This window comes from Mesorhizobium prunaredense (assembly GCF_900156895.1).
Classification (GTDB): Bacteria; Pseudomonadota; Alphaproteobacteria; order Rhizobiales; family Rhizobiaceae; genus Mesorhizobium; species Mesorhizobium prunaredense.
In genome coordinates, this window is sequence record NZ_FTPD01000056.1 from 220,460 (window position 1) to 242,985 (window position 22,526).

The following is a 22,526-nucleotide window of genomic DNA, read 5'->3' on the forward strand; positions in this document are numbered from 1 at the left end:
TGAACCGTTCCAGCGACTTCGTAAAGGGGCCAGAACCACACAACCACTTGATCTTGATATCTGGTCACGGCAGCTGACATTTGCCACATAATCGCCTCGGATTTTTGTTGATTGATCCGTCAATAAAAAATAATCTTGCCGCAACGGACCGGAGCAAAGATGCCGAAAATCGGAATGGAGCCGTTGCGCCGCAGGGCGCTCATCGACGCGACGATCTCGGCGATCGGCGAGCGCGGTTCGCTTGATGTGACGATGTCGGAAATCGCCGGGCGCGCCGGCGTGTCCTCGGCACTTGCGCATCACTATTTCGGCGCCAAGGACGAACTTTTGCTGGCGACGATGCGGCACATCCTGGCCGAGTTGACCGCCGACATGCGGCGCGCGCTTCGATCGGCCAACACGCCACGCCAGCGCGTTTCGGCGGTGGTCGCCGTCAATTTCTCCGACGTCCAGTTCCAGCCGGAAACGATAGCCGCCTGGCTCGCCTTCTATGTCGAGGCGCAGAAATCGCCAGCGCTGCGCCGGCTGCTCAAGGTCTATGCGCGGCGCCTGCATTCCAATCTGTTGAGCGGCCTGACCGGCATTCTGCCGAGAAGCGAAGCCGACCGCGTTGCCGAGGCGACAGCGGCGCTGATCGACGGGCTCTACATCAGGCGCGCGCTGAAGGACGGCGTGCCCAATGCCGCGACCGCGATCGCGCTGATCGAGGACTATCTCGAAACGAAACTCGGCCGGCGGAGCGCGCAGTGACGTCCAAGCGACCCAATTTCCTGATCGTCATGGTCGATCAGCTCAATGGCACATTGTTCCCGGATGGGCCGGCGGACTTCCTGCATGTGCCGCATCTGAAGGCGCTGGCTGCGCGGGCCGCGCGCTTCAAAAACAATTACACCGCCTCGCCGCTCTGTGCGCCGGGCCGCGCGGCGTTCATGAGCGGCCAGTTGCCGTCGCGCACCGAGGTCTATGACAATGCCGCCGAATTCGCCTCTTCGATCCCGACCTATGCGCATCATCTGCGCGCCGCCGGCTACCACACCTGCCTGTCCGGCAAGATGCATTTCGTCGGGCCGGATCAGTTGCATGGCTTCGAGGAGCGGCTGACCACTGACATCTATCCGGCCGATTTCGGTTGGACGCCGGATTATCGCAAGCCCGGCGCGCGGATCGGCTGGTGGTATCATAATCTCGGTTCGGTGGCCGGCGCCGGTGTCGCCGAGATCACCAACCAGATGGAGTATGACGACGAAGTCGCCTATCATGCGGTGCAGAAGCTTTATGATTTCGCCCGCGTCTCGGACGAGGCCGCACGCCGGCCGTGGTGCCTGACCGTCTCCTTCACCCATCCGCACGACCCCTATGTCGCGCGGCGGCGCTATTGGGATCTCTACGAGAACTGCCCGGCGCTCGAGCCAGAAGTCGGCTTCGTCCCCTACGACCAACAGGACCCGCATTCGCAGCGGCTCTACAGCGCCAGCGACTATGACAGTTTCGACATCACCGGCGAGCAGATCCGCCGCGCGCGGCGTGGCTATTTCGCCAGCATCTCCTATCTCGACGACAAGATCGGCGAATTGCTGTCAGTGCTCGAGCGCACGCGAATGCTCGATGACACGATCATCCTGTTCTGCTCTGATCACGGTGACATGCTCGGCGAGCGCGGCCTGTGGTTCAAGATGTGCTTTTTCGAGGGCTCGGCGCGGGTGCCACTGATGATCGCCGGAAAAGACATTTCGGCCATCCTGATCGACGCGCCGGTCTCCAATCTCGACGTCGCGCCGACGCTTTGCGACCTCGCCGGCATCGACATGAGGGCGATTGCGCCATGGACCGACGGCCAGTCGCTGCTGCCGCTGCTCGACGGCAAGGAACGCACCGCACCGGTGCTGATGGAGTATGCGGCCGAAGGCTCCAACGCGCCGATGGTGGCGATCCGCGAGGGCCGTTACAAATTCATCCATTGCGAGATCGATCCGCCGCAACTGTTTGATCTTGAATCGGATCCGCGGGAATTGATCAACCTCGCCGCCGACCCGGCGCACACGGCTTTGGTGGCTTCTTTCACCGACAAGGTCCGGGCGCGCTGGGACATGGCTGCCTTCGATGCCGCCGTACGCGCCAGCCAGGCGCGCCGCTGGGTGGTCTATCCGGCGCTGCGCAACGGCACGCATTACCCCTGGGAATTCCAGCCGCTGCAGAAGGCCTCGGAACGTTACATGCGCAACCACATGAACCTCGACCTGCTCGAAGAGCAGAAGCGCTTTCCGCGAGGCGAATGATGACAACCCTTGTCCCCTCCCTCGATCACCTCAAACAGGCCTATGCCGTCACCGCCAAGGCGACGCAGATCACGCCGCTGCTGGAATCGGCGGCCTTGGCCAGAGAGACCGGCGCCGCGCGCGTCTTCGTCAAGCCGGAGTCGCTGCAATGGGCGGGTTCCTTCAAGGTGCGCGGCGCCTATTGGCGGCTGAAGCGGCTTTCGCCCGATGAAGCCAGGAAGGGCGTTGTCGCCTATTCCTCCGGCAATTTCGCGCAAGGGCTGGCCGCCGCCGGCCAGGCGCTGGGCATTCCGGTGACCATCGTCATGCCGATCGACGCGCCGGCCGCCAAGCGCGACGCAACGACCGGCTATGGCGCGCGCGTGGTGCTGACCGACCATGGCGAGCGCGCGCGTGAGGAGGTTGCCGCCGCCACGGCGCGCGAGATCGCCGAGACCGAGGGGCTGGCGCTGCTGCATCCGTTCGACGACCCCGAGATCGTCGCCGGCCAGGCTGGTGCCGGGCTGGAGGCACTAGAGCAACTCGACGCCAGGAATGCCAGCGCCGATCTGCTGTTCTGCGCGGTCGGCGGCGGTGGGCTGATCGGCGGCGTTTCGCTGGCTTTCCACTATCTGTCGCCGGCGACCGAGATCATTGGCGTCGAGCCGGAAGGTTTCGACGGCATGGGCGCATCGCTGGCGCATGGCGTCATCGAAACCATGCCGATCGGGCCGAAATCGATATGCGACGGGCTGATGGCGCGCAAGCCCGGCGACGCGCCATTCGCGGCGGTCAGAACCGCGGGCGTTCGCGGCATCACCGTCGACGATCAATCGGTGCGCGGCGCGATGCGCATCGCCTTCGAACGGTTGAAGCTGGTGCTGGAACCTTCGGGCGCTGCATCGCTGGCGGCGCTGCTCGGCGGCAAGGTGGATGTGAGCGGCAAGAGCGTGCTCGTGGTGGCAACCGGCGGCAATGTCTCGCTCGCCGATTTCATGACGCATATGAACGATGGGCGCATATGAACCATGCTTGAGGCGGATTTCGTCATCATCGGCGCCGGCTCGGCCGGCTCGGCCATGGCCTACCGGCTGTCGGAGGATGGCAAATATTCGGTGATCGTCATCGAATTTGGCGGCAGCGACGTCGGGCCGCTGATCCAGATGCCGTCTGCGCTGTCGATCCCGCTCAATATGAGCCTCTACGACTGGGGTTTTGCCAGCGAGCCGGAGCCGCATCTCGGCGGCCGTGTGCTGGCGACGCCGCGCGGCAAGGTCATCGGCGGCTCGTCCTCGATCAACGGCATGGTCTATGTCCGCGGTCACGCCCGCGATTTCGACCATTGGGCCGAACAGGGCGCGGCTAGCTGGGGGTTTGCCGACGTGCTCCCCTATTTCAAGCGCATGGAGGACGCCAACGGCGGCGAGAACGGCTGGCGCGGCCACGGCGGCCCGCTGACCGTGCAGCGCGGCTCAAGGACGAATCCGCTCTACGGCGCCTTCGTCGAGGCAGGCCGTCAGGCTGGCTTCGAGCTGACCGACGACTACAACGGCGCGAAGCAGGAAGGCTTTGGGCCGATGGAACAGACCATTCGCGGCGGCCGCCGCTGGTCGGCGGCGAGTGCCTATCTCAGGCCGGCGCTGAGGCGGAAAAATGTAAGCGTGGTCAAGGGTTTCGCCCGGCGGGTGATCATCGAGAATCAACGCGCCACCGGTGTCGAGATCGAAGTGCGCAGACGGATTCAGGTGATCAAGGCGCGACGTGAAGTGATCGTTGCCGCCTCCTCGATCAATTCGCCCAAGATCCTGATGCTGTCCGGCATCGGCCCGGCCGAACATCTCAGGGAATACGGCATTCCGGTGATCGCCGACCGGCCCGGCGTCGGCCGCAACCTGCAGGACCATATGGAGCTCTACATCCAGCAGGAATCGACGCAGCCGATCACACTGAATTCGGTGTTGAACCCGTTCTCCAAGGCGCTGATCGGCGCGCAATGGCTGTTCTTCAAGTCGGGCCTCGGCGCAACCAACCATTTCGAGGCGGCCGCCTTCGTGCGCTCGCGCGCCGGCGTCGACTATCCCGACATCCAGTATCATTTCATCCCGGCGGCGGTCCGCTATGACGGCAAGGCGGCGGCGAAGGCGCACGGTTTCCAGGCGCATGTCGGGCCGATGCGATCGAAGTCGCGCGGTTCCGTCATGCTGCGCTCGCCCGATCCCAGATCGAAGCCGGTGATCCGCTTCAACTACATGTCGCATCCGGAGGACTGGATCGAGTTCCGCCACTGCATCCGGCTGACGCGCGAGATCTTCGGCCAGTCGGCATTCGACCCTTATCGCGGCAAGGAGATCTCGCCGGGCTCGCACGTCCAGTCGGACGACGATCTCGATGCCTTCATCCGCGATCACGCCGAAAGCGCCTACCACCCTTGCGGCACTTGCAAGATGGGCCGCAAGGATGATCCGATGAGCGTCGTCGATCCGGAATGCCGTGTAATCGGCGTCGACGGGCTGCGGATCGCCGATTCTTCGATCTTCCCGCGCGTCACCAACGGCAATCTGAACGCGCCGTCAATCATGACCGGCGAAAAGGCCGCCGACCACGTTCTCGGCCGCACGCCGCTGGCGCCGTCCAACCAGGAACCATGGATCAATCCGCGCTGGCAGGTGTCGGATCGATAGAACGACGTGCGTCCATTCGGACGCACAAGCGCTCTATCGCTTTTTTAGTCCTCGCATCGTGCTTTCCGAAAATCGATTCCGATTTTCGGGCCGATGCGATAAGCGATGATCCGGCGGTGTCCGCCCGCCGGTCCCATCGAAAAAAGTTTGGAGAAGGTCCCATGCGCGCCCAGCCAAAGGCATCGCACTATGTCAACGGACGCTACATCGACGATGAGCAAGGTGCGCCGCTGCCGGTCATCTATCCGGCAACCGGCGAGACCATCGCGATGCTGCGTTCGGCGACGCCGAACGTGCTGGAACTGGCGATCGAAGCAGCGCGTGCAGCACAACCGGCCTGGGCGCGGCTGAAACCGGTCGAGCGCGGGCGCATCCTGCGCCGCGCCGCCGACATATTGCGCGCGCGCAACGCCGACCTGGCGCGCATCGAGACGCTGGATACCGGCAAGGCGATCCAGGAGACGCTGGTGGCGGACGCGCCGTCGGCGGCCGACTGCCTCGAATATTTCGGCGGCGCGGTCGCTGCCTATAATGGCGAGTCCGTCGATCTCGGCGGCCCCTTCGCCTATACAAGGCGCGAGGCGCTGGGCGTCTGCGTCGGCATCGGTGCCTGGAATTATCCGATCCAGATCGCCGGCTGGAAATCGGCGCCGGCACTCGCCATGGGCAACGCCATGGTGTTCAAGCCGTCGGAGAACACGCCGCTGTCGGCGCTGGCGCTCGCCGAGATCTACACCGAGGCCGGCCTGCCCGACGGGCTGTTCAACGTCGTGCAAGGCTATGGCGATGTCGGCGCCGGCCTCGTCGGCCACGATGTCGTCGCCAAGGTCTCGGTGACCGGTTCGGTGCCGACCGGCCGCAAGGTGCTGTCGCTCGCCGGCTCGAAGATGAAGCATGCCACCATGGAGCTTGGCGGCAAGTCGCCGCTGATCATCTTCGACGATGCCGACCTCGAAAATGCCATCGGCGGCGCCATGCTCGGCAATTTCTATTCGACCGGCCAGATCTGCTCCAACGGCACGCGGGTCTTCGTCCAGAAGGGCATCCACGACCGTTTCGTCGAACGGCTGGTCGAGCGGACCAAAAAAATCCGTGTCGGCGATCCGCTCGACCAGGAAACGCAGATGGGACCGCTGGTCTCCAAGGCCCAGCACGAGAAGGTCATCGGTTATATCGAAGCCGGCAAGCGGGATGGTGCCGTGCTCGCCTGCGGCGGCAATGTACCTTCGCTGCAAGGTTTCCAGGGCGGCTTCTTCGTCGAGCCGACGGTCTTCACCGGCGTCACCGACACCATGCGCATCGCGCGCGAGGAGATTTTCGGGCCTGTCATGAGCGTGCTGAAATTCGACGGTGAGGACGAGGTGATCGACCGCGCCAACGATACCGAATTCGGCCTTGCCGCCGGCGTGTTCACGCGCGACCTGTCGCGCGCCCACCGCGTCATCGCCGAGTTGCAGGCCGGCACCTGCTGGATCAACGCCTACAACCTGACGCCCGTCGAAATTCCCTTCGGCGGCTTCAAGCAGTCGGGAATCGGGCGAGAAAACTCGCTTGCCGCGTTGGCACTCTATTCGCAGTTGAAGTCGGTCTATGTCGAGACCGGCGACGTCGCGAGCCCCTACTGAGGCTCATCGGGCCGCCGCCGTTCGGAGATCTTAAAACGTCTGGTTGTAGGCGCCGACCTCAGGGCTGCGGCGCAGCACCGCGTCGACGGCTTCGAACATCTGCCGGCGCCGCTCCGACGACACCGGGCTCTCCACCACGACGACAAGCTCCGGCTTGTTCGACGACGCCCGCACCAGGCCCCAGGTGCCGTCCTCGGCAACGACGCGAACGCCATTGACGGTGATCAACTCGGCGATCTTCTGGCCGGCGAAGACCGCGCCGTCATGCTTCATGGCCTGAAAGTCGGAAACGACCCGCTCGACCACGCCATATTTCAGCTCGTCGGCGCAGTGCGGCGACATGGTCGGCGTGCCGAAGGTCAGCGGCAGGTCGCGATAGAGATCGGCCATGCTGCTTTTGGGGCTGCGATCCAGCATCTCGCAGATGGCGATGGCTGTGATCAGACCATCGTCATAGCCGCGCCCGATCGGCGGGTTGAAGAAGAAATGACCGGATTTCTCGAAACCGGCGATGGCGCCAAGCTCGGCCACGCGCCGTTTTATATAGGAGTGGCCGGTCTTCCAATAATCGGTGACGGCGCCATCGGCGCGCAGCGCAGCGTCGGTATTGAACAATCCGGTCGACTTGACGTCTACGACAAAGGTCGAGCCGGGATGCAGGCGCGCAATGTCCCGCGCCAGCATGACGCCGACCTTGTCGGCGAAGATCTCGTTGCCCTCATTGTCGACCACGCCGCAGCGGTCGCCATCGCCGTCGAAGCCAAGCCCGACGTCTGCTCCTGTCTCCAGCACCTTGTCGCGGATCGCGTGCAGCATCTTCATGTCTTCGGGATTGGGGTTGTAGTTCGGAAACCTATGATCGAGTTCGACATCGAGCGGGATCACCTCGCAGCCGATCCGTTCCAGCGCTTCAGGTGCAAAAGCGCCGGCGGTGCCGTTGCCGCAAGCGGCGACCACCTTGAGCTTTCTCGCTATGCGCTTGTCGCGCGTCAGGTCGTCCAGATAGATCTTGCGGAAATCCGCAACGAAGTCATAGGAGCCGCCGCCGACAAGGTCGAAGTCGCCGGCAAGCACGATCGCCTTCAATGCGCTCATTTCCTCCGGACCGAAGGTCAAGGGGCGCGCCGCCCCCATCTTGACGCCGCTCCAGCCGTTCTCGTTGTGCGAGGCGGTGACCATGGCGACAGACGGCGTGTCGAGCGCGAACTGGGCGAAATAGGCCATCGGCGACAGCGCCAGCCCGATATCCCTAACCCGCGCGCCGGCGGCCATCAGCCCGGAAACCAGCGCCAGCTTGATCGCCAGCGAATAGGAACGGAAATCATGCCCGGTCACGATATCCGGCCCGGCGCCCAAGCGCCGGATCAGCGTGCCGAGCCCCATGCCGAGCGCCTGGACACCGATCAGGTTGAGCTCCGGCGGCTCGGCAGAGCCCGGATGGCCGAACCACCAGCGCGCATCATACTCACGAAAGCCGGACGCCTTGATCAGCGCCGAGGTTTCAAACTCGAAGGTGTTGGGAAGGGCTTCGCTAACAATCTTCAGGGACAAGACAGCAACTCCAAGCGGCTGGATTCAGAGTGGTTTCAACGCAGGTGGCCACGCCTATAACACGAGCCGTTAAGCGGTGTTTATCGCGCAGGGAACTTAAACCTGTATGACGTTAAGGCGAAACGGCAAGAAATGCGACAGAAGCGCTGCCATTGGCGCTTGCAGGAACGAAGTACGGCGGCTATAAGCCCGCGGTCTGGTCACGGAGTGTAGCGCAGCCTGGTAGCGCACATCGTTCGGGACGATGGGGTCGCAGGTTCAAATCCTGCCACTCCGACCAGAAAAAACAGATACTTAGCTTTTTCCCGAAAAGTGCTACCCACCTGAAACCTTTATTGGCAGGACCGGAAGTAGCAACCCTGAAGCTTTGCCATGTCCTCGCCTGGGACATAGATCGCGTATCGTGAATTGGGGCTTCGCGGACCTCCAGATTGAAGGGCTGCAAGGCGCAATTGCCGTTCAGTTGGCCGCCGCTCTTCTTCTCGACGATGAAGTACCTTGCTCTGGCGCTGCGATGAGGTCAGCGCGTGCGTGATGTTATCTCACGGTATGAGAGTAGTGCGTAGATAAAGGTCAGTGTCCCGGCAAGTTCGAGACCTTCTTCGATGTTCGCCAGCATGCGATAGCGCAAGGATTCCATGCCTTCCGCCTCTGCAACGCTGCCGCCGACCATTTCAAGCCCGACCGCTCCGCCAAGAAACAGCGCCGCCGAAACCGCCAACAGCACTGCCAGTGATGTCGGGAAAGAGCGGATAAATGGAACAAAGGCAGCTAACCCCACCAAGCTAAGAATGCCTGCCGGCGCTGCCCATGCAAAATACAGCAGGCCCGTATTGGTTGACCTCGCAGCCAACGCAGCGGATAGCTTCTCATGAAGGCCAGTGAATTCATCGAAACAAAGAAGCAGGAACAGGAAGCCCAGGAAGTACCAATGCCAAGTGAACTGACTGCTACGGCCCGCCGCATCGTCTCCGCACTGAAATAGAAGACCGCTGCAGAAAAAAAGCACCAGCACGGAAACCCAAGTGAACGCGCTCCGTTCCACATCCACATCAAGGAGCCATACTTTTGTCGAAAGGTCCGGTTCCCGTCCAGCGTACAAGCTTAAATCTTGTACAAAACTTGCACAAAGAATCAGCAGAGATAACACTGCAACAATGGCGAGTATCGGTCTCCATTTGCTGAACAGAAGCGGGGCTTCCTTTTCCACACTTGCAATTGTCATAAAGGCTTCCTTTTCCACACTTGCAATTGTCATAAAAGTGTCACATAGAAGTTAGTAACTTGTCAACCAATGGCGTTCCCATGCGCAGCGACGGAAACAAGTTCGAGTTATTGCTCGGCGCAGGCGTGCTTGCTCTCCTAATGGCATTGGCCGGGCTCATCGCTTTCTACGAGGTTGAGGTGGTATTTCCGTTGGGGTAACGCGGGCGGGCATCTCGAGCAGCCTGATCGTGATCTGCGGCTTACGGAAAAAATACGTAACGTTTCCCGACATCGCCCGCCTCTAGCCGGCGGGCTGGCCGATGTTCCGCGCCAGGCAGCTAAAGCGCGTCGCGTTTGACCGGCCTCATGCGACGCGCGTTCCGTGCGCTGACTGAAGAACGTCGCAGCTCATTCAATCCGTATCGAGGTGCCACGTGCCGACGCCAATAGGCCTCAGCTCGCGACGGCGTGCCGGGAGGCATCACGGAACGCTCCGTGACTTGGCTGGTTATATCCAGACGCTGCGGCAGCAAGGGCCCGATGGCGCGAAATTTCAGCGACCACGCTCGTTGGCTTCCACAGGCTTGATACAAACAAAGAGGCATCCGATGATCGTCGAGGATCAGCAATCCGTGGCCGCGATGTTGATGGACCCTGCCGCATATGGCGAGAGCGGGCCGGTCGAGGCGATCGAGACCCATATCTCGCGTATCTTCCTGGTTGGCGAGCGCGCCTACAAGATCAAGCGAGCGGTCAGGCTGCCCTATGTCGACTTCTCGACCCCGGCGCTGCGGCTCGCCGCTTGCGAGAAGGAGGTCGAGCTCAACTCCAGGACTGCCCCCGGCCTCTATCTGGGGGTGCGGCGCATCACCCGAGAGGGCGGCGGCGAGCTGGCCTTCGACGGATGCGGCGAACTGGTCGATGCGGCGATCGAGATGGTCCGCTTCGATCAGTCGAAGCTGCTCGATCGAATGGCAGTCGGTGGCGAGCTGACGCCTGCGCTGATGACGGATGTCGCGCGCATGATCGTGCTCTATCATCGCGGCGCGCCGGAGATCCACAGGGGCAGCGGATCCTCGAACCTGGCAGGCGTGCTCGCCATCAACGAAGCCGGCTTTGCCACCAGCCATGTTTTCGACGAAGCCGAGATAAAGGCGTTCACCGGGATTTTCCGCACCGCCCTCGCCCGTCATGGCGCGTTGCTCGACCGGCGGGAGACGGCAGGCAAGATCCGGCGATGCCATGGCGACCTGCATCTGCGCAACATCTGTCTCTTCGACGGAGAGCCCCGCCTCTTCGATTGCATCGAATTCAATGACCAGATCGCCAGCATTGATGTGCTTTACGACCTGGCTTTCCTGCTGATGGACCTCTGGCATCGCGGCTTTCCGGAGCTCGCCAACCTGGTGACGAACCGCTACCTCGACGAAGCAAACGACGAGGACGGCTTCATCCTCCTGCCGTTTTTCATGGCAGTGCGGGCCGCGGTGCGCGCGCATGTCACCGCAACCCAGATCGAGGAAGGCGGTGACATGCCCGGCGGCCTGGTTGCCGAGGCCAGATCCTATTTCGAGCTTGCCCGAACACTTCTCCAGGAAAAGCCGCCGCGGCTGATCGCCATCGGCGGCTTGAGCGGTTCCGGCAAGACGGCCGTTGCCGAGGCACTCGCCGCCCATGTCGGCCCGCCGCCCGGCGCGCGCATTGTCGAGAGTGACCGCATCCGCAAAGCCATGCATGGGGTACCGGCCGAGACGAAGCTGCCGGACAGGGCTTATCGACCTGATGTGTCCGACCGCGTCTACCGCGAAATGGCATGGCGCGCCGACTTGATTCTTTCCGAAGGCGGCTCGGTGGTCGCCGATGCCGTCTTCGACCGGCCGGCCGATCGCGACCGCATCGAAAAGGCGGCAAGTGATAGAGGCGTTGCTTTCGCCGGATTCTGGCTCGAGGCGGATCCGCTCGTTCTTTGGCGACGGGTAAGCGAGCGCCGGGGTGGCCCTTCCGACGCCACTGTCGATATCTTGTCGCGGCAATTGCAGCGAAATGCCACCCCATCCTCCTGGCGCAAGGTCGACGCCGATCGAAATCTCGCCGATATCGCCACCGAGTTGGCAAGCGTTTCGGAAGCGGCCGCTGCTGCGCAGGGTGCTCCACTCAAGACAGCATGGTGACGGCGACGCGCATAAAGATGGGTGAATGGGCATGACGCAGGAAAAACTGGTGGTCTGCGGCAAATGCGGCGGGGTCAATCGCCTGCCGCCGGGACGGGATGCCGGGGAGGCGAGATGCGGAAAGTGCGGCTCCAGGCTGTTTTCGGGTCACCCGGCAGACGTCGATGCACAGAGTTTCGATCGCCAGGTCACGCGAAGCAGCCTCCCCGTCGTCGTCGACATCTGGGCACCATGGTGCGGCCCGTGCAAGATGATGGCGCCGGCCTATGAAGCGGCAGCCAACGAACTGGAGCCGCATGTTCGCCTGATCAAGCTCAATTCCGACAATGAGCAGGCCGTTGCAGCCAGGCTCGGTATCCGCGGCATCCCGACCATGATTCTCTTCCACGGCGGACAGGAGGTTGCGCGCACATCCGGCGCAATGACGGCGGGGCAGATCGTCAGGTGGGTCCGCGATCATCTGCCGACGGCCGCGGCCTGAAAGCCGTCACGCTGTGGATTCGCTGATCCGCATCAGCAAAGGCGCCAACGAAAGCAAGCTGGGCGACTTGGCGGCCGACGCGCGGAGGCAGAAGCCATATGATGACCTAAAGCCTGTTGCAGGCTGTTCCCAGGCCCAAATGGCTTGCGCAAGCTCAATAGTCCGGGCGATGCGCGAGAAACGCCTTGCCGGTGCCAACACCGCGCCGCGGTGCTCGGGCTCGGTGCGAAGGGCGCCTAACGAGCGTATTTTGCGCGCCACGCACCGCGCCGGCTTGCCTAGGCAATGTCGTCGCGAATGCAGGCCTTCAAATGGCCATCGGACGTTGTTGCCCGTAATGGCGGGACGATGCCGGCGCAAGCATCCAGGGCAACCGGGCAGCGGGTTCGGAAAACACACCCGGTTGGCGGATTTGCCGGGCTTGGAATGTCGCCCTTCAGCACCTGCCGGCCTTGCCTGGCCAATGGGTCGAGCGACGGAATGGCCGAGAGCAGCGCGCGCGTATAGGGATGCTGTGGCCGGGCATAGAGCGCGGCCGCCGGTGCGACTTCCATGATGCGGCCGAGGTAGAGGACGATCACCGTGTCGCAGATATATTCGACGACGGCCAGGTCATGCGAAATGAACAGCATGGTCAGGCCGAGCCGGACCTGCAGGTCGCGCAAAAGATTGATGATTTGCGCCTGGATCGAGACATCGAGGGCAGAGACCGGCTCGTCGGCGACGATGAATTCGGGTTCGAGCGTAAGCGCCCGGGCGATGCCGATGCGCTGGCGCTGCCCGCCCGAAAATTCGTGGGCGTAGCGATCATAGGCATCGACTGGCAGCTCGACAGCAGCAAGCGCCCTCTCGGCCTTCGCCCGCCGCTCGCGCCTGCTGCCGATGCCCTGAATATCGAGGCCTTCGGTCAGGATCTGACCGATGGTCATGCGCGGCGACAGGCTGGCGAACGGATCCTGGAAAATATACTGCATCTTGCGGCGCTGGCGAACCAGCGGCCCGGCGCTCAGCTTGGTGATATCGACGCCGTCAAACCTTATTTCGCCGGACGTCGGCTCGATGAGACGCAGCACCGAGCGGCCGATCGTGGTCTTGCCGGACCCGGACTCGCCGACGAGGCCGACCACCTGGCCGCGCGCGATGTCGAAGGAAATATCGTCCAGCGCCCTGACGACGGGACCGCGCGAGAACGCCGTGGGCGCAAAATGCTTGGTCAGGTTCCTGACCGTAAGGAAGGGAGCGTCCACTGTCAGAGATCCTCCCAGCGCAAACAACGGCTTTGCTGGGTCGACGTCGCCGCGAACAATGGCGGTACAGCAGTGCGGCAGGCATCGACAGCCAGGACGCAACGCGGCGCGAAAGAGCAGCCCTTGGGCAGCAGGGCCAGTGATGGAACATTGCCGGCGATGGTCGGCAGCGGCGTTCCTGCTGCCTTCAGCGTGGTGGCCTGGCCAAGCCGCGGCACCGAACGCATCAGCCCGGCGGTGTAGGGATGACGCGGACGGGTGAACACCTCGCTCACCGGACCCGATTCCACGATGCGCCCGGCATACATCACCGCGACCCGGTTGGCGATCTCGGCAACGACGCCGAGATTGTGCGTGACGAACAGAATGCCCATGCCGCGTTGCGCCTGCAGCGCGGCCAGCAGGTCGAGAATCTGGGCCTGGATGGTGACGTCGAGCGCGGTGGTCGGCTCGTCGGCGATCAGCAAGGTCGGATCGCACGACAAGGCCATGGCGATGGTGGCGCGCTGGCGCATCCCTCCCGACAGTTCATGCGGATATTGCCGCGCCCGCCGATCAGGGTCGGGAATTCCGACCTGAGCCAGCAGCCGCACGGCATCAGTGGCCGCATCCCGATGCGACCTGCCGAGATGGATGCGGATCGGCTCGGCGATCTGTTCGCCGATGCTGTAGACCGGATTGAGGCTGGTCATCGGCTCCTGGAACACCATGCCGATGTCGTTGCCGCGCACCTTGCGCAGCGACTCGGGATCGAGGCCGGTCAGTTCGGTCACGGTGCCGTCCCTGCGCCGCAGCGCGATCGATCCCTCGGCGATGCGTCCGATCTTCTTCGGCAGCAGGCCGATGATCGACAGGCTGGTGACCGACTTGCCCGATCCCGACTCGCCGACCAGTGCAACCGTCTCGCCCGAACCTATCACCAGGTCGACGTCCTGCACGGCGGCGATGTCGCGTCCGGCGATACGGAACACCGCCCGCAGACCGGAAATCGAGAGGATCGGCGCGTCCACGGTCAGCGCAGCAAGCCGACGTCGCGAAGGATGATGTCGACCTTTGCGGCTTCCTCGTCGTTCAGGCTGCGTTGCGGCCGCGCCATGGTGTTGGAGGCGATGATGCCGAGGCTCCTCATCGCGGTCTTGAATGCGCCGACCCCGGCCGAGCCGGCGCTCGTCCTGCCGAGCGAGATCCAGACGATCTCGAACAGCTTCAACAGCCGCTCCTGCTCCAGGCGGGCTTCGGCGTGCTGACCCGCCTGCACCAGGTTCCACAGCCTGACGTAACCGTGCGGGTCGACATTGGCGAGGCCCGGCACGACCCCATGCGCGCCCATGGCAAGCACGCTGTCGACCAGGATCTCGGACCCGGTCATGCCGAAAAAATTCGGGTCGTTGGCCATGTCCTTGAGCACATAGCGCAGATTGCCGTCGTCGCCGCTGGAATCCTTGATGCCGGCGATAGCGCCCTCGCTGGCAAGGCCGACGGTGGTCTGGCGCTCCAGCTTGACATGGACGCAGACCGGGATGTCGTAGGCGATGATCGGGATGTCGACCGCGTCCTTGATATAGCGGAAGTGATCGCCGATCTCGGGCTGGCTGGTGCGGGCATAGAACGGCGCGGTGACCACAACTGCGTCAGCGCCGGCCGATCTGGCTGTCAGGGCGTGGTTGATGACGCGATCGGTTGTCGGGTCGATGACCCCGGCGAAGATCGGAACGCGGCCATTGTTGACCTTGACCGCGTGCTCGATGATGGCCCGGCGGCCGGCCTCGTCATGGAACACCACCTCGCTGGTCGAGCCGAGCACGAACAGGCCGTGAACGCCGCCGTCGAGCAGGTTTTCGATGGTCCGCGTGAACGACGCAAAATCGACACTGAAATCGGCATTGAGCGGGGTGACGACGGGTGGCACGACGCCGGTAAACAGGGGCATTTTTTCAAAACCTTCAGGTCAGTTGAGATCGGAACGAGGGTCGAATGCATCGCGCAGGCCATCGCCGATGAAGTTGATGGCCAGCACGGTGAGCACGAGTACGGCGCCGGGAAACATCCATTGCCAGGGGTATTGCTCGAGCACCACGGTGGAACGGGCGAGATTGAGCATGTTGCCCCAGCTGGCTTCGGGCGGTGCGATGCCGAGGCCGAGGAAGGAAAGGCCGGCTTCGAGCAGAATTGCATTGGCGATCTGCAGCGTGGCGTAGACGACAAGGATGTCGATGCAGTTCGGCAGGCCGTGACGGAACAGGAGATGCGGCAGCCCCGCTCCCATGCCTCGGGCGGCGACGACGAAGTCCCGCTCGCGCAGTTCGAGCAGCCGGGCGCGCACCATGCGCGACAGCACCGGCCATGAGAGCAACGAGATCACCAGGATGGTCGGCGCGATGCCGGTGCCGGCGATCGAAGCGAGCACGAGCAGGAAGATCACCGGCGGCAGCGTCATTGCGAGGTCGACGAAGCGCATCACCGTGCCGTCGACAAGGCGCCCGCCGAAGCTGGCGACGGCGCCGACCAGGAAACCGATGACGATCGAGATGGCGACCGAGCAGACGGCGACCAGCAGCGAGATCCGTCCGCCTTGCAGCAGCCGGGCCATGACGTCGCGGCCGACGCCGTCGCTGCCTAGCCAATGAATGGCGGACGGCCCCTTGTTGATCGCCCTGAGATCGATGGCATTGGGGCTGAACGGCCACCATAGGGAATAGGTCGAGACCGCCAGCAGGATGGGGACGACGATAAGCAGACCGGCGCGCGCCGCACGATTATCAAAGAAACGGTCGAGCGCGCGGCGGACCGGTCCCTTGGTTTGCGGCCCGGCTGTCGGGACGACTGTCGGGTCAATTGCCGGATCTGGTGCGGTGATCGTCATCGCGACACCTGAATGCGCGGGTCGACGACGGCATAGACGATATCGGTCAGGAGATTGACCAGAATGACGCAGATGCCGATTACCAGAGTGGCGCCCATGATCACCGGGTAGTCCCTTGTGCCGACGGCGTTGACCAGCAGCAGGCCCATGCCCGGCCAGTTGAACACGCTTTCGAGGAAGATGGCGCCGCCGATGGCGATGCCGACCGTCGACCCGATCAGGGTGATAACCGGTAAAAGCGCATTGCGGGTTGCATGCTTGATGATCACCCAGAATTCGCGCACGCCCTTGGCACGTGCGGTCCGCACATAGTCCTGGTTGAGCACTTCCAGCAGCGATGCGCGCATGTAGCGCATGATCAGCGCGGCGTGTCCGATGGACAGCAGGCAGGCGGGCAGGACCAGGTGCGCGAACACGTCCGCTACGGAAAAAGGCGCGCCGGCGGTTTGCATGCCGCCTGATGGCGCCCAGCGCAGCAGCACCGAGAAAAAGTACAGTCCCAGAAGCGCCGTCAGAAACGCCGGGCTGGAGATGCCGACGAAAGCAACCACCGACAGCGCGATGTCGGGCAGCGCGTTGCGGCGGACGGCGCTGAAGATGCCGGCGGAAATGCCGAGCACGATGGCGATGGCCAGGCCGGTGCCCATCAACAGCGCGGTTGGGCCAACGCGCTCCATGACCAGCGGCAGCACGGCAACGCCGCTGCGCTGGATCGAATAGCCGAAGTCGCCGCCGAGCGCAGCGCGAAGCCAGGCGAGGTATTGCACGGGAAGCGGCTGGTCGAGCCCAAGCCGGTCGCGCAGGACTTCGAGGTCGGAAGCAGACATCGGGCTGGACGGATTGATATAGGCATCGATCGGATCGCCGGGCGCCAGCCGCAGAAGGATGAAGATGAGGACGCTCAGGGCGACCAGCATCAACAGTCCTGTAGCGCTGCGGCGGGCAATGAAACTCAGCATTGGCTGTCCGTGGCGATGGTGAGCGGAGCCGGCATCGTGCCGGCCCGTTTCGTTGGCGGGCCGGAATGGCCCGCCAGCCGTTTTACTGGATGCCCCAGCGTTCCGGGTGAGCCGCATAAGGACCGCCGGCCGGCGCCGGCGTCCAGACAAAGTCACGCAGCTTGTTAGAGGCTACGCCATAGCGGTTGGCCACCCATAATGTCGCCCAGGGCAGATCCTTGTTCATCACCTTGCAGACTTGCTGCCAGGATTGATCGATCTTGGCCGGATCGGTCTGGGCGAGCGCAGAGTCCAATGCGGCGCTGAGATCATCGAACTCGATGCGCATGGTGTTGAAGCCTGCCGGCGGAATCTGGGACTTGTTGAGACCCGGGCTGATGCCAGCCGGATTGGGACCGTTCTGCAGGCCGGCATAGACCATCGCAAACGCGTTCCAGTCGGGCGTGCCTTCCTTGTAGACGATGCCGTTGTAAGTCGGCGTATCGACGACGCGCGGCACCACATTGATGCCGACCTCGGCCAGCATCGACTGGATGGCGGCCATCACGTTGGCGGCTTGCGGCGAGCCGTAATAGGTCAGCAAGGTGATCGGCTTGTCGCCGTTGATCTTGTCCCAGCCCGCCTCGGCAAGCAGAGCCTTGGCCTTGGCTGGATCATAGGCATAGGGTTCGAGGCCCTGCGGGAGCAGATGCGGCGCGACGTAGCCGCAATTGGCCGGCTTGGCCGCGCCGCCATAGAGGCTCTCGATGATGGCATTGCGATCGATCGCATACATGATCGCCTGGCGGACGCGAACATCCCTGAACAGCTCGACCTTCTGGTTGAGGCCGATGTAGTTGACCACATAAGAAGCGCCCTCGATCACCTTGAAATTGCTGTCACCCTTGAACGACACTGCATCGTCGGGCTCGACATAGGTGAACTGGATTTCACCGGCGCGCAGCGCCGCAACGGCCGCCGCTGGGCTCTCGAAATACCGGTTGATGAGCACGTCGACCTTCGGCTTGCCGCCGCGATAGTCGTCATCCGCGGCCAGTTCGACATATTGGTCGCTGACATAGCGCTTGAACTTGAAGGGGCCGGTGCCGACCGGCGTGGTGGACCACCAGGTGCTTGTGGCCAGCGTTTCCGGCGGCATCGCGGCCAGGGCATGCTCCGGCAGGATCATCACCTGCGAGAGAATAGGCAGGAAGGAGCCGTTGGGCTTCGACAATTTGACCACCACGGTGCGATCGTCCGGCGCATCGACCGACGCGATATCGCCGAGACGCGCGGCAAACAGACTGCCGGACGCCTTGTTCCTGGCGAGCTCAAGCGTGAACTTGACGTCCTTGGACGTGAACGGCTTGCCGTCGTGCCAGGTCTCCTGGGCAAGGTTGAACGTGTAGGTCAGTTGGTCGTCGCTGACCTTGTAGTCCTTGGCCAGATCGCCTTCGAGCTCGGTCAGTTCGGCGTTGTAGATGACCAGCGGTTCAAAATAGGTGCTGAGCCAGGTAAAGCCGCCGGTCGCAGCCAGCGGATTGAAGTTCTTGGGAAAGCCGCCGGGACCGACGTCGAAGCCCCCGGCTATGGTCTTGGCGTCCTGTGCCTGGACGCTGGTGGCCTGGCCGCCGAGCAGCAGCCCGGCAACAGTCAGATGACGAGCTATGGTCTTGATGCGCATGGTTTTCCTCCCTTGGCATTGTCAGGTAGTCCGGCGTTGGTCAGGCAATCCGGTTTTTGGCGATCACTTGCTGAATCCCCCTGTAGTGGTCGTCGAGGCGCTGACGCGCCCGGTCGACATCCTTGGCGGCCACCGCCTCAACGATCTCGTGATGGTCGCGCCAGGTCGCCAGCGGCGTCGGATTGTCGAGGCTGGTGAAATTCGAGGCCTTGTTGAACGCCACCCAGAAGATGTCGATCAGCGCGCTCAACATGTGATTGTTCTGGCAGCGGAACAGCAACTGGTGGAATTGCTGGTCCTCTTCGGCAAAGCTCTCCTGGCGCTCGGCGCGCCGCCGCATGCTTTCGGTCAGCTGGCGCAGAGCGGCGATGTCTTCGGCGCTGATCATCTCGATGGTTTTTGCGATCAGGCCGGTCTCAAGGACGCGGCGGATCTCGCGCAGCTCCTCGACGTCGCGCAGCGAATCCTGCAGGCCGTATGCCAGATTATCCAGCAAGGGCTTGAACGAGAATTCCTTGACGAACACGCCAATGCCCCGACGCGTCTCCAGAATGCCGATCGACTCCAGCGCCTTGATCGCTTCGCGCACCGAGTTGCGGCCGACGCCGAGCCGCTGCGCCAGGAAGGTCTCCGGAGGCAAGGGGTCCCCCGCCTTGAGCTGATTGCTCTGGATATATTTCCTGAGGCTCTCCTGCACGCTGACGTGAAGCAGCGGCGGTCGGGTCAGCGGTTCGATCGATTTTTGGTCCGGGTTCAACTTGGTTTCCGAGCTCGACTTGGGTTCCGACATTTTGCTCCCAGCGCCGCTGCAATTGCGGCCGATGGCGCGTCGCAAAGCGGCCGGTGCTTGTAGCATAGCGACTTGTAGGATATCCTGCAAGCAAGAGGATTGCATCGCTGAAATGAAGATTGTCCTGGCCGGCTCAAGCCATTGGCACGCCGAAATGCATCTCGACGCTGCAGGTTTTTGCGGCACCGAGATTGCCGGCATTTGGGATGAGGACGCGCAGCATGCGCGCGCCTTCGCGACGCGCCAGCATTTGCCGTTCATCACCGACTTTGCGAAAATCCTCTCCAGCCCGCCGGACGCGATCCTGCTGATGGGACACCCTTCGACGGTGCCGGCGCGGGCGCGTGCCGTCATCGAAGCCGGCATACCGCTGATCCTGGAAAAGCCGGCGGCCAGCAGCACCGCAGCGTTGGCTGCGCTCAGCGAACTGGCGAGGCAGCACCAGGCCTTTGTCAGCGTTCCCCTGCCCAACCGCTTTGGGCCGGCCGCCACTGCCTTTGAACGGCTGCGCAGCCAAGGCCGCGCCGGTGCGGTCGCGCATTGCCAGTTCCGGCTGGTCAATGGCCCGCCGCAGCGCTATGCGGCCGACGGCGTCGCCTGGATGGTGGATCCGGCGATCGGTGGCGGCGGCGCGCTGAGGAACCTCGGCATACACGGCGTTGACGCCGCGCTCGGCCTGGCAACCGGCGCGCTCAGGCTAAAAACCGTCTCGATCGAGAACCGCATTCACCGCGCCCCGGTCGAGGACCATGCGCTGCTTGTACTGGAAGACGCTGCCGGAGCGTTGTTCGTCGTCGAGGCCGGATACACTTTTGCTTCGATGCGCCCCGGCGGCGATTTCGAATGGCGCATCGTCAGTGAGAATGCGACCCTCATCGACTATGGCGAGCGCGCCTTCTGTGCGACGCTCGACGATGGCGCTATCATAGAATTGCCGATCGAATTGCCGGCGACGCGCTACCGCCTGTGCATGAGCGACACGCTCGACCGGCTGGTTCGAAAAGCGCCGCCGGCGACTTCGATCGATGACTATGTTGCGGCGATGTCGCTGATCGACGCCGCGTATGAAAAGGCAGGACGATGATTGGAATAGGCATTATCGGAGCGGGCGATTTCGGCGCCGCCCATGCAAGGGCAATCAAGCAGGTGCAGGGCCTGCATCTCGTCGCATCGTGCCGCGGGAATAACGATGCCCTGGCCGCCTTCACCAGCGAACATGGTGGTCGCGGCTACACCGACTGGCGCAAGCCGCTCGACGACAAGGATGTCGACGCCGTCCTCATCGCCAGTCCTCACCATCTCCATGCCGAAATGGCCATCGGCGCGGCGAACGCCGGCAAGCACATCATGCTGGAAAAACCGATGGCGCCGACGGCGGCGGCCTGCGATGCGATCAACGCCGCCGTGGCCGCCGCTGGCGTCAAGCTGATGGTCGCCCATCTCATGCATTTCGCGCTGCCTTGCATGGCGGCCAGACAAATGCTTGAGCAAGGAACGCTCGGCCGGCCGCTCGTCGGATCGAGCTGGATCATCAAGCTGTGGATGGAGCACAATCGCCGCGACTGGCACCTGCGCAAGGCGACCGGCGGCGGCATGCTGTTGACGGCCGGCATCCATGCGCTCGACCGCCTGGTCTGGCTCATGGATGACGACGTCGTGTCGGTGAGCGCCATGCTTGACGCCATGTCCCATGACCAGGAAGCCGACGACACTGCCCTGCTCGGACTGCGCTTCGCCGGCGGCGGACTCGGCCAGGTGCAGAGCGTCGGCTATCGCAATGGCGCGGCCGGCTACGCCATGGACCTGGTCTGCGAGCAGGCAACGCTGCGCATCGACATGGGCCGCGGCACGATGCTTGGCCGCGACACGGCCTGGACCGACCTGCCCGGCTCATTCGAGCCGAACTGGATGCATGCCGCGCTGGTGCGCGAATGGAGCGCGATGCGCGATGCCATTGCCGACGACAAGCCGGTGCCGGTCGACGGCGCCTATGGCCGCAATATCATTGCCATCATCGAGGCCGCCTTTGCGTCGAACGAAACGCGCCGCGAGCACGAGATCGCCGGTGCGCCCTGAGCTCGACGATCACCTGAGCCACTTGCCCGCACACGCGCCGCGCGGCGTCTGGGGCGCGGTGATGCTGGCCATCGACGATCGCGGGGCAATCGACTGGGAAGCGACGGAGGAGACGATCGCCCGGCTCTGCGCATCAGGCGTCGATGGCATCTATTCCAACGGCACGGCCTGCGAATTCCACTGCCAGACCGAGCCCGAGTTCGACCGGCTTTGCGCCCTGATGGCCGCGATTGCCGGCCGCGCGCGCCTGCCCTTCCAGATCGGCATCAGCCAGTCCAATCCGCGCGTCGCACGCGAGCGGCTGATGCGGGTGTCGGCGCTTCGTCCGGCCGCGGTGCAATTCACCTTGCCCGACTGGTGGCCGCCCAGCGACGGCGAGGTCATGCGCTTCGTCGGCGGTCTGTGCGAGACCGCGCCCGACATGCCGCTGGTGCTCTACAATCCACCGCATGCCAAGCGCCGCCTGACGCTCGAAGGCATCGCCAGGCTGCGTGCGTCGGTGCCGTCGCTGGTCGGCGCCAAGCTGCCGGGCGGCGACGCCGGCTGGTACGCCGACATGCGCCGCGAACTGCCGGGATTTTCGGTCTTCGTACCCGGCCATACGCTGGCGACGGGATTCGCCCGGGGCGCCCACGGCAGCTATTCGAACGTTGCCTGCCTCAACCCCAAGGGCGCGGTAATGTGGTGGCAGACGATCCGCACCGACGTGGCAGCCGCTGCCGAGGTCGAGACGCGCATCCAGGCCTTTCTCGCCACCCACGTACTGCCCTTTCGCGCGCGCTACGCTGTCAGCGATGCGGCGCTTGACAAAGCGATGGCCGCGGCCGGCGGCTGGGCGCCGCTTGGCCCGCGACTGCTCTGGCCCTACAGCTCGGTTCCCGACGAGGCGATCGCGACGCTGGCCCAAGCCGCACGAACGGCCTTCCCCGGATGGTGGCAGTGACCTCGGCTAATCGCC

General features: G+C 63.6%; 19 protein-coding genes and 1 tRNA gene. 11 read left to right on the top strand and 9 right to left on the bottom strand.

The window, feature by feature from the left end:
• Positions 1-159: 159 nt before the first annotated feature.
• From betI to betB, 5 genes are all read left to right on the top strand, one after another.
• Positions 160-750, top strand: coding sequence for a choline-binding transcriptional repressor BetI (gene betI / locus BQ8794_RS28615; RefSeq protein WP_077382049.1), 591 nt, complete (start codon positions 160-162; stop codon positions 748-750).
• Positions 747-2,276, top strand: a complete 1,530-nt coding sequence (gene betC / locus BQ8794_RS28620; RefSeq protein WP_077382051.1) for a choline-sulfatase — start codon at positions 747-749, stop codon at positions 2,274-2,276. Before betI ends, betC begins: the two co-directional genes overlap by 4 nt.
• On the top strand, positions 2,273-3,280 hold the full coding sequence (locus BQ8794_RS28625) for a threonine/serine dehydratase family protein (protein ID WP_077382053.1): 1,008 nt from the start codon (positions 2,273-2,275) through the stop codon (positions 3,278-3,280). Before betC ends, BQ8794_RS28625 begins: the two co-directional genes overlap by 4 nt.
• 3 nt (positions 3,281-3,283) lie before the next feature.
• A complete protein-coding gene (gene betA / locus BQ8794_RS28630; protein WP_077382055.1) occupies positions 3,284-4,936 on the top strand; it encodes a choline dehydrogenase in 1,653 nt (550 codons plus the stop codon).
• Between the two features lie 161 nt (positions 4,937-5,097).
• Positions 5,098-6,561, top strand: coding sequence for a betaine-aldehyde dehydrogenase (betB, locus tag BQ8794_RS28635; RefSeq protein WP_077382057.1), 1,464 nt, complete (start codon positions 5,098-5,100; stop codon positions 6,559-6,561).
• Positions 6,562-6,591: 30 nt separating this feature from the next.
• Here the strand turns inward: betB and BQ8794_RS28640 are convergent, their stop codons facing one another.
• Complete coding sequence (locus BQ8794_RS28640) at positions 6,592-8,112, bottom strand: phosphomannomutase/phosphoglucomutase (RefSeq protein WP_077382059.1); 1,521 nt, start codon at positions 8,110-8,112, stop codon at positions 6,592-6,594.
• Between the two features lie 203 nt (positions 8,113-8,315).
• Here BQ8794_RS28640 and BQ8794_RS28645 point away from each other — a divergent pair.
• Positions 8,316-8,392: transfer RNA gene (locus BQ8794_RS28645), tRNA-Pro, on the top strand.
• Between the two features lie 240 nt (positions 8,393-8,632).
• On the opposite strand, the gene BQ8794_RS28650 is transcribed toward BQ8794_RS28645, so the two are convergent.
• Positions 8,633-9,370: a hypothetical protein gene (locus BQ8794_RS28650; RefSeq protein ID WP_077382061.1), complete on the bottom strand. Its 738-nt coding sequence runs from the start codon at positions 9,368-9,370 to the stop codon at positions 8,633-8,635.
• Between the two features lie 556 nt (positions 9,371-9,926).
• On the opposite strand from BQ8794_RS28650, the gene BQ8794_RS28655 reads away from it, so the two are divergent.
• Together BQ8794_RS28655 and trxC are read left to right on the top strand one after the other, a co-directional pair.
• Positions 9,927-11,489 carry a bifunctional aminoglycoside phosphotransferase/ATP-binding protein gene (locus BQ8794_RS28655; RefSeq protein ID WP_077382063.1) on the top strand — a complete coding sequence of 521 codons (1,563 nt, stop codon included), beginning with the start codon at positions 9,927-9,929 and terminating at the stop codon, positions 11,487-11,489.
• 31 nt (positions 11,490-11,520) lie between these two features.
• Complete coding sequence (gene trxC / locus BQ8794_RS28660; RefSeq protein WP_077382263.1) at positions 11,521-11,970, top strand: thioredoxin TrxC; 450 nt, start codon at positions 11,521-11,523, stop codon at positions 11,968-11,970.
• A 278-nt stretch (positions 11,971-12,248) separates the two neighbouring features.
• Here the strand turns inward: trxC and BQ8794_RS28665 are convergent, their stop codons facing one another.
• The 7 genes from BQ8794_RS28665 to BQ8794_RS28695 all read right to left on the bottom strand — a co-directional run bounded on the left by BQ8794_RS28665 (position 12,249) and on the right by BQ8794_RS28695 (position 19,492).
• Positions 12,249-13,217, bottom strand: a complete 969-nt coding sequence (locus tag BQ8794_RS28665) for an ABC transporter ATP-binding protein (protein ID WP_077382065.1) — start codon at positions 13,215-13,217, stop codon at positions 12,249-12,251.
• Positions 13,218-13,219: 2 nt separating this feature from the next.
• The gene (locus BQ8794_RS28670) at positions 13,220-14,227 is read right to left on the bottom strand and encodes an ABC transporter ATP-binding protein (RefSeq protein ID WP_077382067.1); all 1,008 of its coding nucleotides are present in this window, start codon (positions 14,225-14,227) and stop codon (positions 13,220-13,222) included.
• A 2-nt stretch (positions 14,228-14,229) separates the two neighbouring features.
• Positions 14,230-15,147, bottom strand: a complete 918-nt coding sequence (locus BQ8794_RS28675) for a dihydrodipicolinate synthase family protein (RefSeq protein ID WP_077382069.1) — start codon at positions 15,145-15,147, stop codon at positions 14,230-14,232.
• Positions 15,148-15,165: 18 nt separating this feature from the next.
• The gene (locus BQ8794_RS28680; protein WP_077382071.1) at positions 15,166-16,080 is read right to left on the bottom strand and encodes an ABC transporter permease; all 915 of its coding nucleotides are present in this window, start codon (positions 16,078-16,080) and stop codon (positions 15,166-15,168) included.
• Positions 16,077-17,039, bottom strand: coding sequence for an ABC transporter permease (locus BQ8794_RS28685; protein WP_077382073.1), 963 nt, complete (start codon positions 17,037-17,039; stop codon positions 16,077-16,079). Before BQ8794_RS28685 ends, BQ8794_RS28680 begins: the two co-directional genes overlap by 4 nt.
• A gap of 82 nt (positions 17,040-17,121) precedes the next feature.
• Positions 17,122-18,702 carry an ABC transporter substrate-binding protein gene (locus tag BQ8794_RS28690; RefSeq protein WP_077382075.1) on the bottom strand — a complete coding sequence of 527 codons (1,581 nt, stop codon included), beginning with the start codon at positions 18,700-18,702 and terminating at the stop codon, positions 17,122-17,124.
• Between the two features lie 40 nt (positions 18,703-18,742).
• Positions 18,743-19,492, bottom strand: coding sequence for a FadR/GntR family transcriptional regulator (locus BQ8794_RS28695; protein WP_077382077.1), 750 nt, complete (start codon positions 19,490-19,492; stop codon positions 18,743-18,745).
• Between the two features lie 112 nt (positions 19,493-19,604).
• Between BQ8794_RS28695 and BQ8794_RS28700 the strand changes: the two genes are divergently transcribed.
• Genes BQ8794_RS28700 through BQ8794_RS28710 form a run of 3 tightly spaced genes read left to right on the top strand, consistent with a single transcriptional unit; the run spans position 19,605 to position 22,511 of the window.
• Complete coding sequence (locus BQ8794_RS28700) at positions 19,605-20,576, top strand: Gfo/Idh/MocA family protein (RefSeq protein WP_077382079.1); 972 nt, start codon at positions 19,605-19,607, stop codon at positions 20,574-20,576.
• Entirely contained in the window at positions 20,573-21,568 is a 996-nt protein-coding gene (locus BQ8794_RS28705; RefSeq protein WP_077382081.1) for a Gfo/Idh/MocA family protein, read from the top strand. Before BQ8794_RS28700 ends, BQ8794_RS28705 begins: the two co-directional genes overlap by 4 nt.
• Positions 21,558-22,511, top strand: coding sequence for a dihydrodipicolinate synthase family protein (locus BQ8794_RS28710; protein WP_280174623.1), 954 nt, complete (start codon positions 21,558-21,560; stop codon positions 22,509-22,511). Before BQ8794_RS28705 ends, BQ8794_RS28710 begins: the two co-directional genes overlap by 11 nt.
• Positions 22,512-22,526 lie beyond the last annotated feature (15 nt).

Bases quoted from the DNA above. Each gene is read 5' to 3' on its own strand.
- betI (WP_077382049.1), top strand. From the start codon at position 160: ATGCCGAAAATCGGAATGGAGCCGTTGCGCCGCAGGGCGCTCATCGAC.
- BQ8794_RS28625 (WP_077382053.1), top strand. From the start codon at position 2,273: ATGATGACAACCCTTGTCCCCTCCCTCGATCACCTCAAACAGGCCTAT.
- betA (WP_077382055.1), top strand. From the start codon at position 3,284: ATGCTTGAGGCGGATTTCGTCATCATCGGCGCCGGCTCGGCCGGCTCG.
- betB (WP_077382057.1), top strand. From the start codon at position 5,098: ATGCGCGCCCAGCCAAAGGCATCGCACTATGTCAACGGACGCTACATC.
- BQ8794_RS28650 (WP_077382061.1), bottom strand. From the start codon at position 9,370: ATGACAATTGCAAGTGTGGAAAAGGAAGCCTTTATGACAATTGCAAGT.
- BQ8794_RS28655 (WP_077382063.1), top strand. From the start codon at position 9,927: ATGATCGTCGAGGATCAGCAATCCGTGGCCGCGATGTTGATGGACCCT.
- trxC (WP_077382263.1), top strand. From the start codon at position 11,521: ATGACGCAGGAAAAACTGGTGGTCTGCGGCAAATGCGGCGGGGTCAAT.
- BQ8794_RS28675 (WP_077382069.1), bottom strand. From the start codon at position 15,147: ATGCCCCTGTTTACCGGCGTCGTGCCACCCGTCGTCACCCCGCTCAAT.
- BQ8794_RS28680 (WP_077382071.1), bottom strand. From the start codon at position 16,080: ATGACGATCACCGCACCAGATCCGGCAATTGACCCGACAGTCGTCCCG.
- BQ8794_RS28685 (WP_077382073.1), bottom strand. From the start codon at position 17,039: ATGCTGAGTTTCATTGCCCGCCGCAGCGCTACAGGACTGTTGATGCTG.
- BQ8794_RS28690 (WP_077382075.1), bottom strand. From the start codon at position 18,702: ATGCGCATCAAGACCATAGCTCGTCATCTGACTGTTGCCGGGCTGCTG.
- BQ8794_RS28695 (WP_077382077.1), bottom strand. From the start codon at position 19,492: ATGTCGGAACCCAAGTCGAGCTCGGAAACCAAGTTGAACCCGGACCAA.
- BQ8794_RS28700 (WP_077382079.1), top strand. From the start codon at position 19,605: ATGAAGATTGTCCTGGCCGGCTCAAGCCATTGGCACGCCGAAATGCAT.
- BQ8794_RS28705 (WP_077382081.1), top strand. From the start codon at position 20,573: ATGATTGGAATAGGCATTATCGGAGCGGGCGATTTCGGCGCCGCCCAT.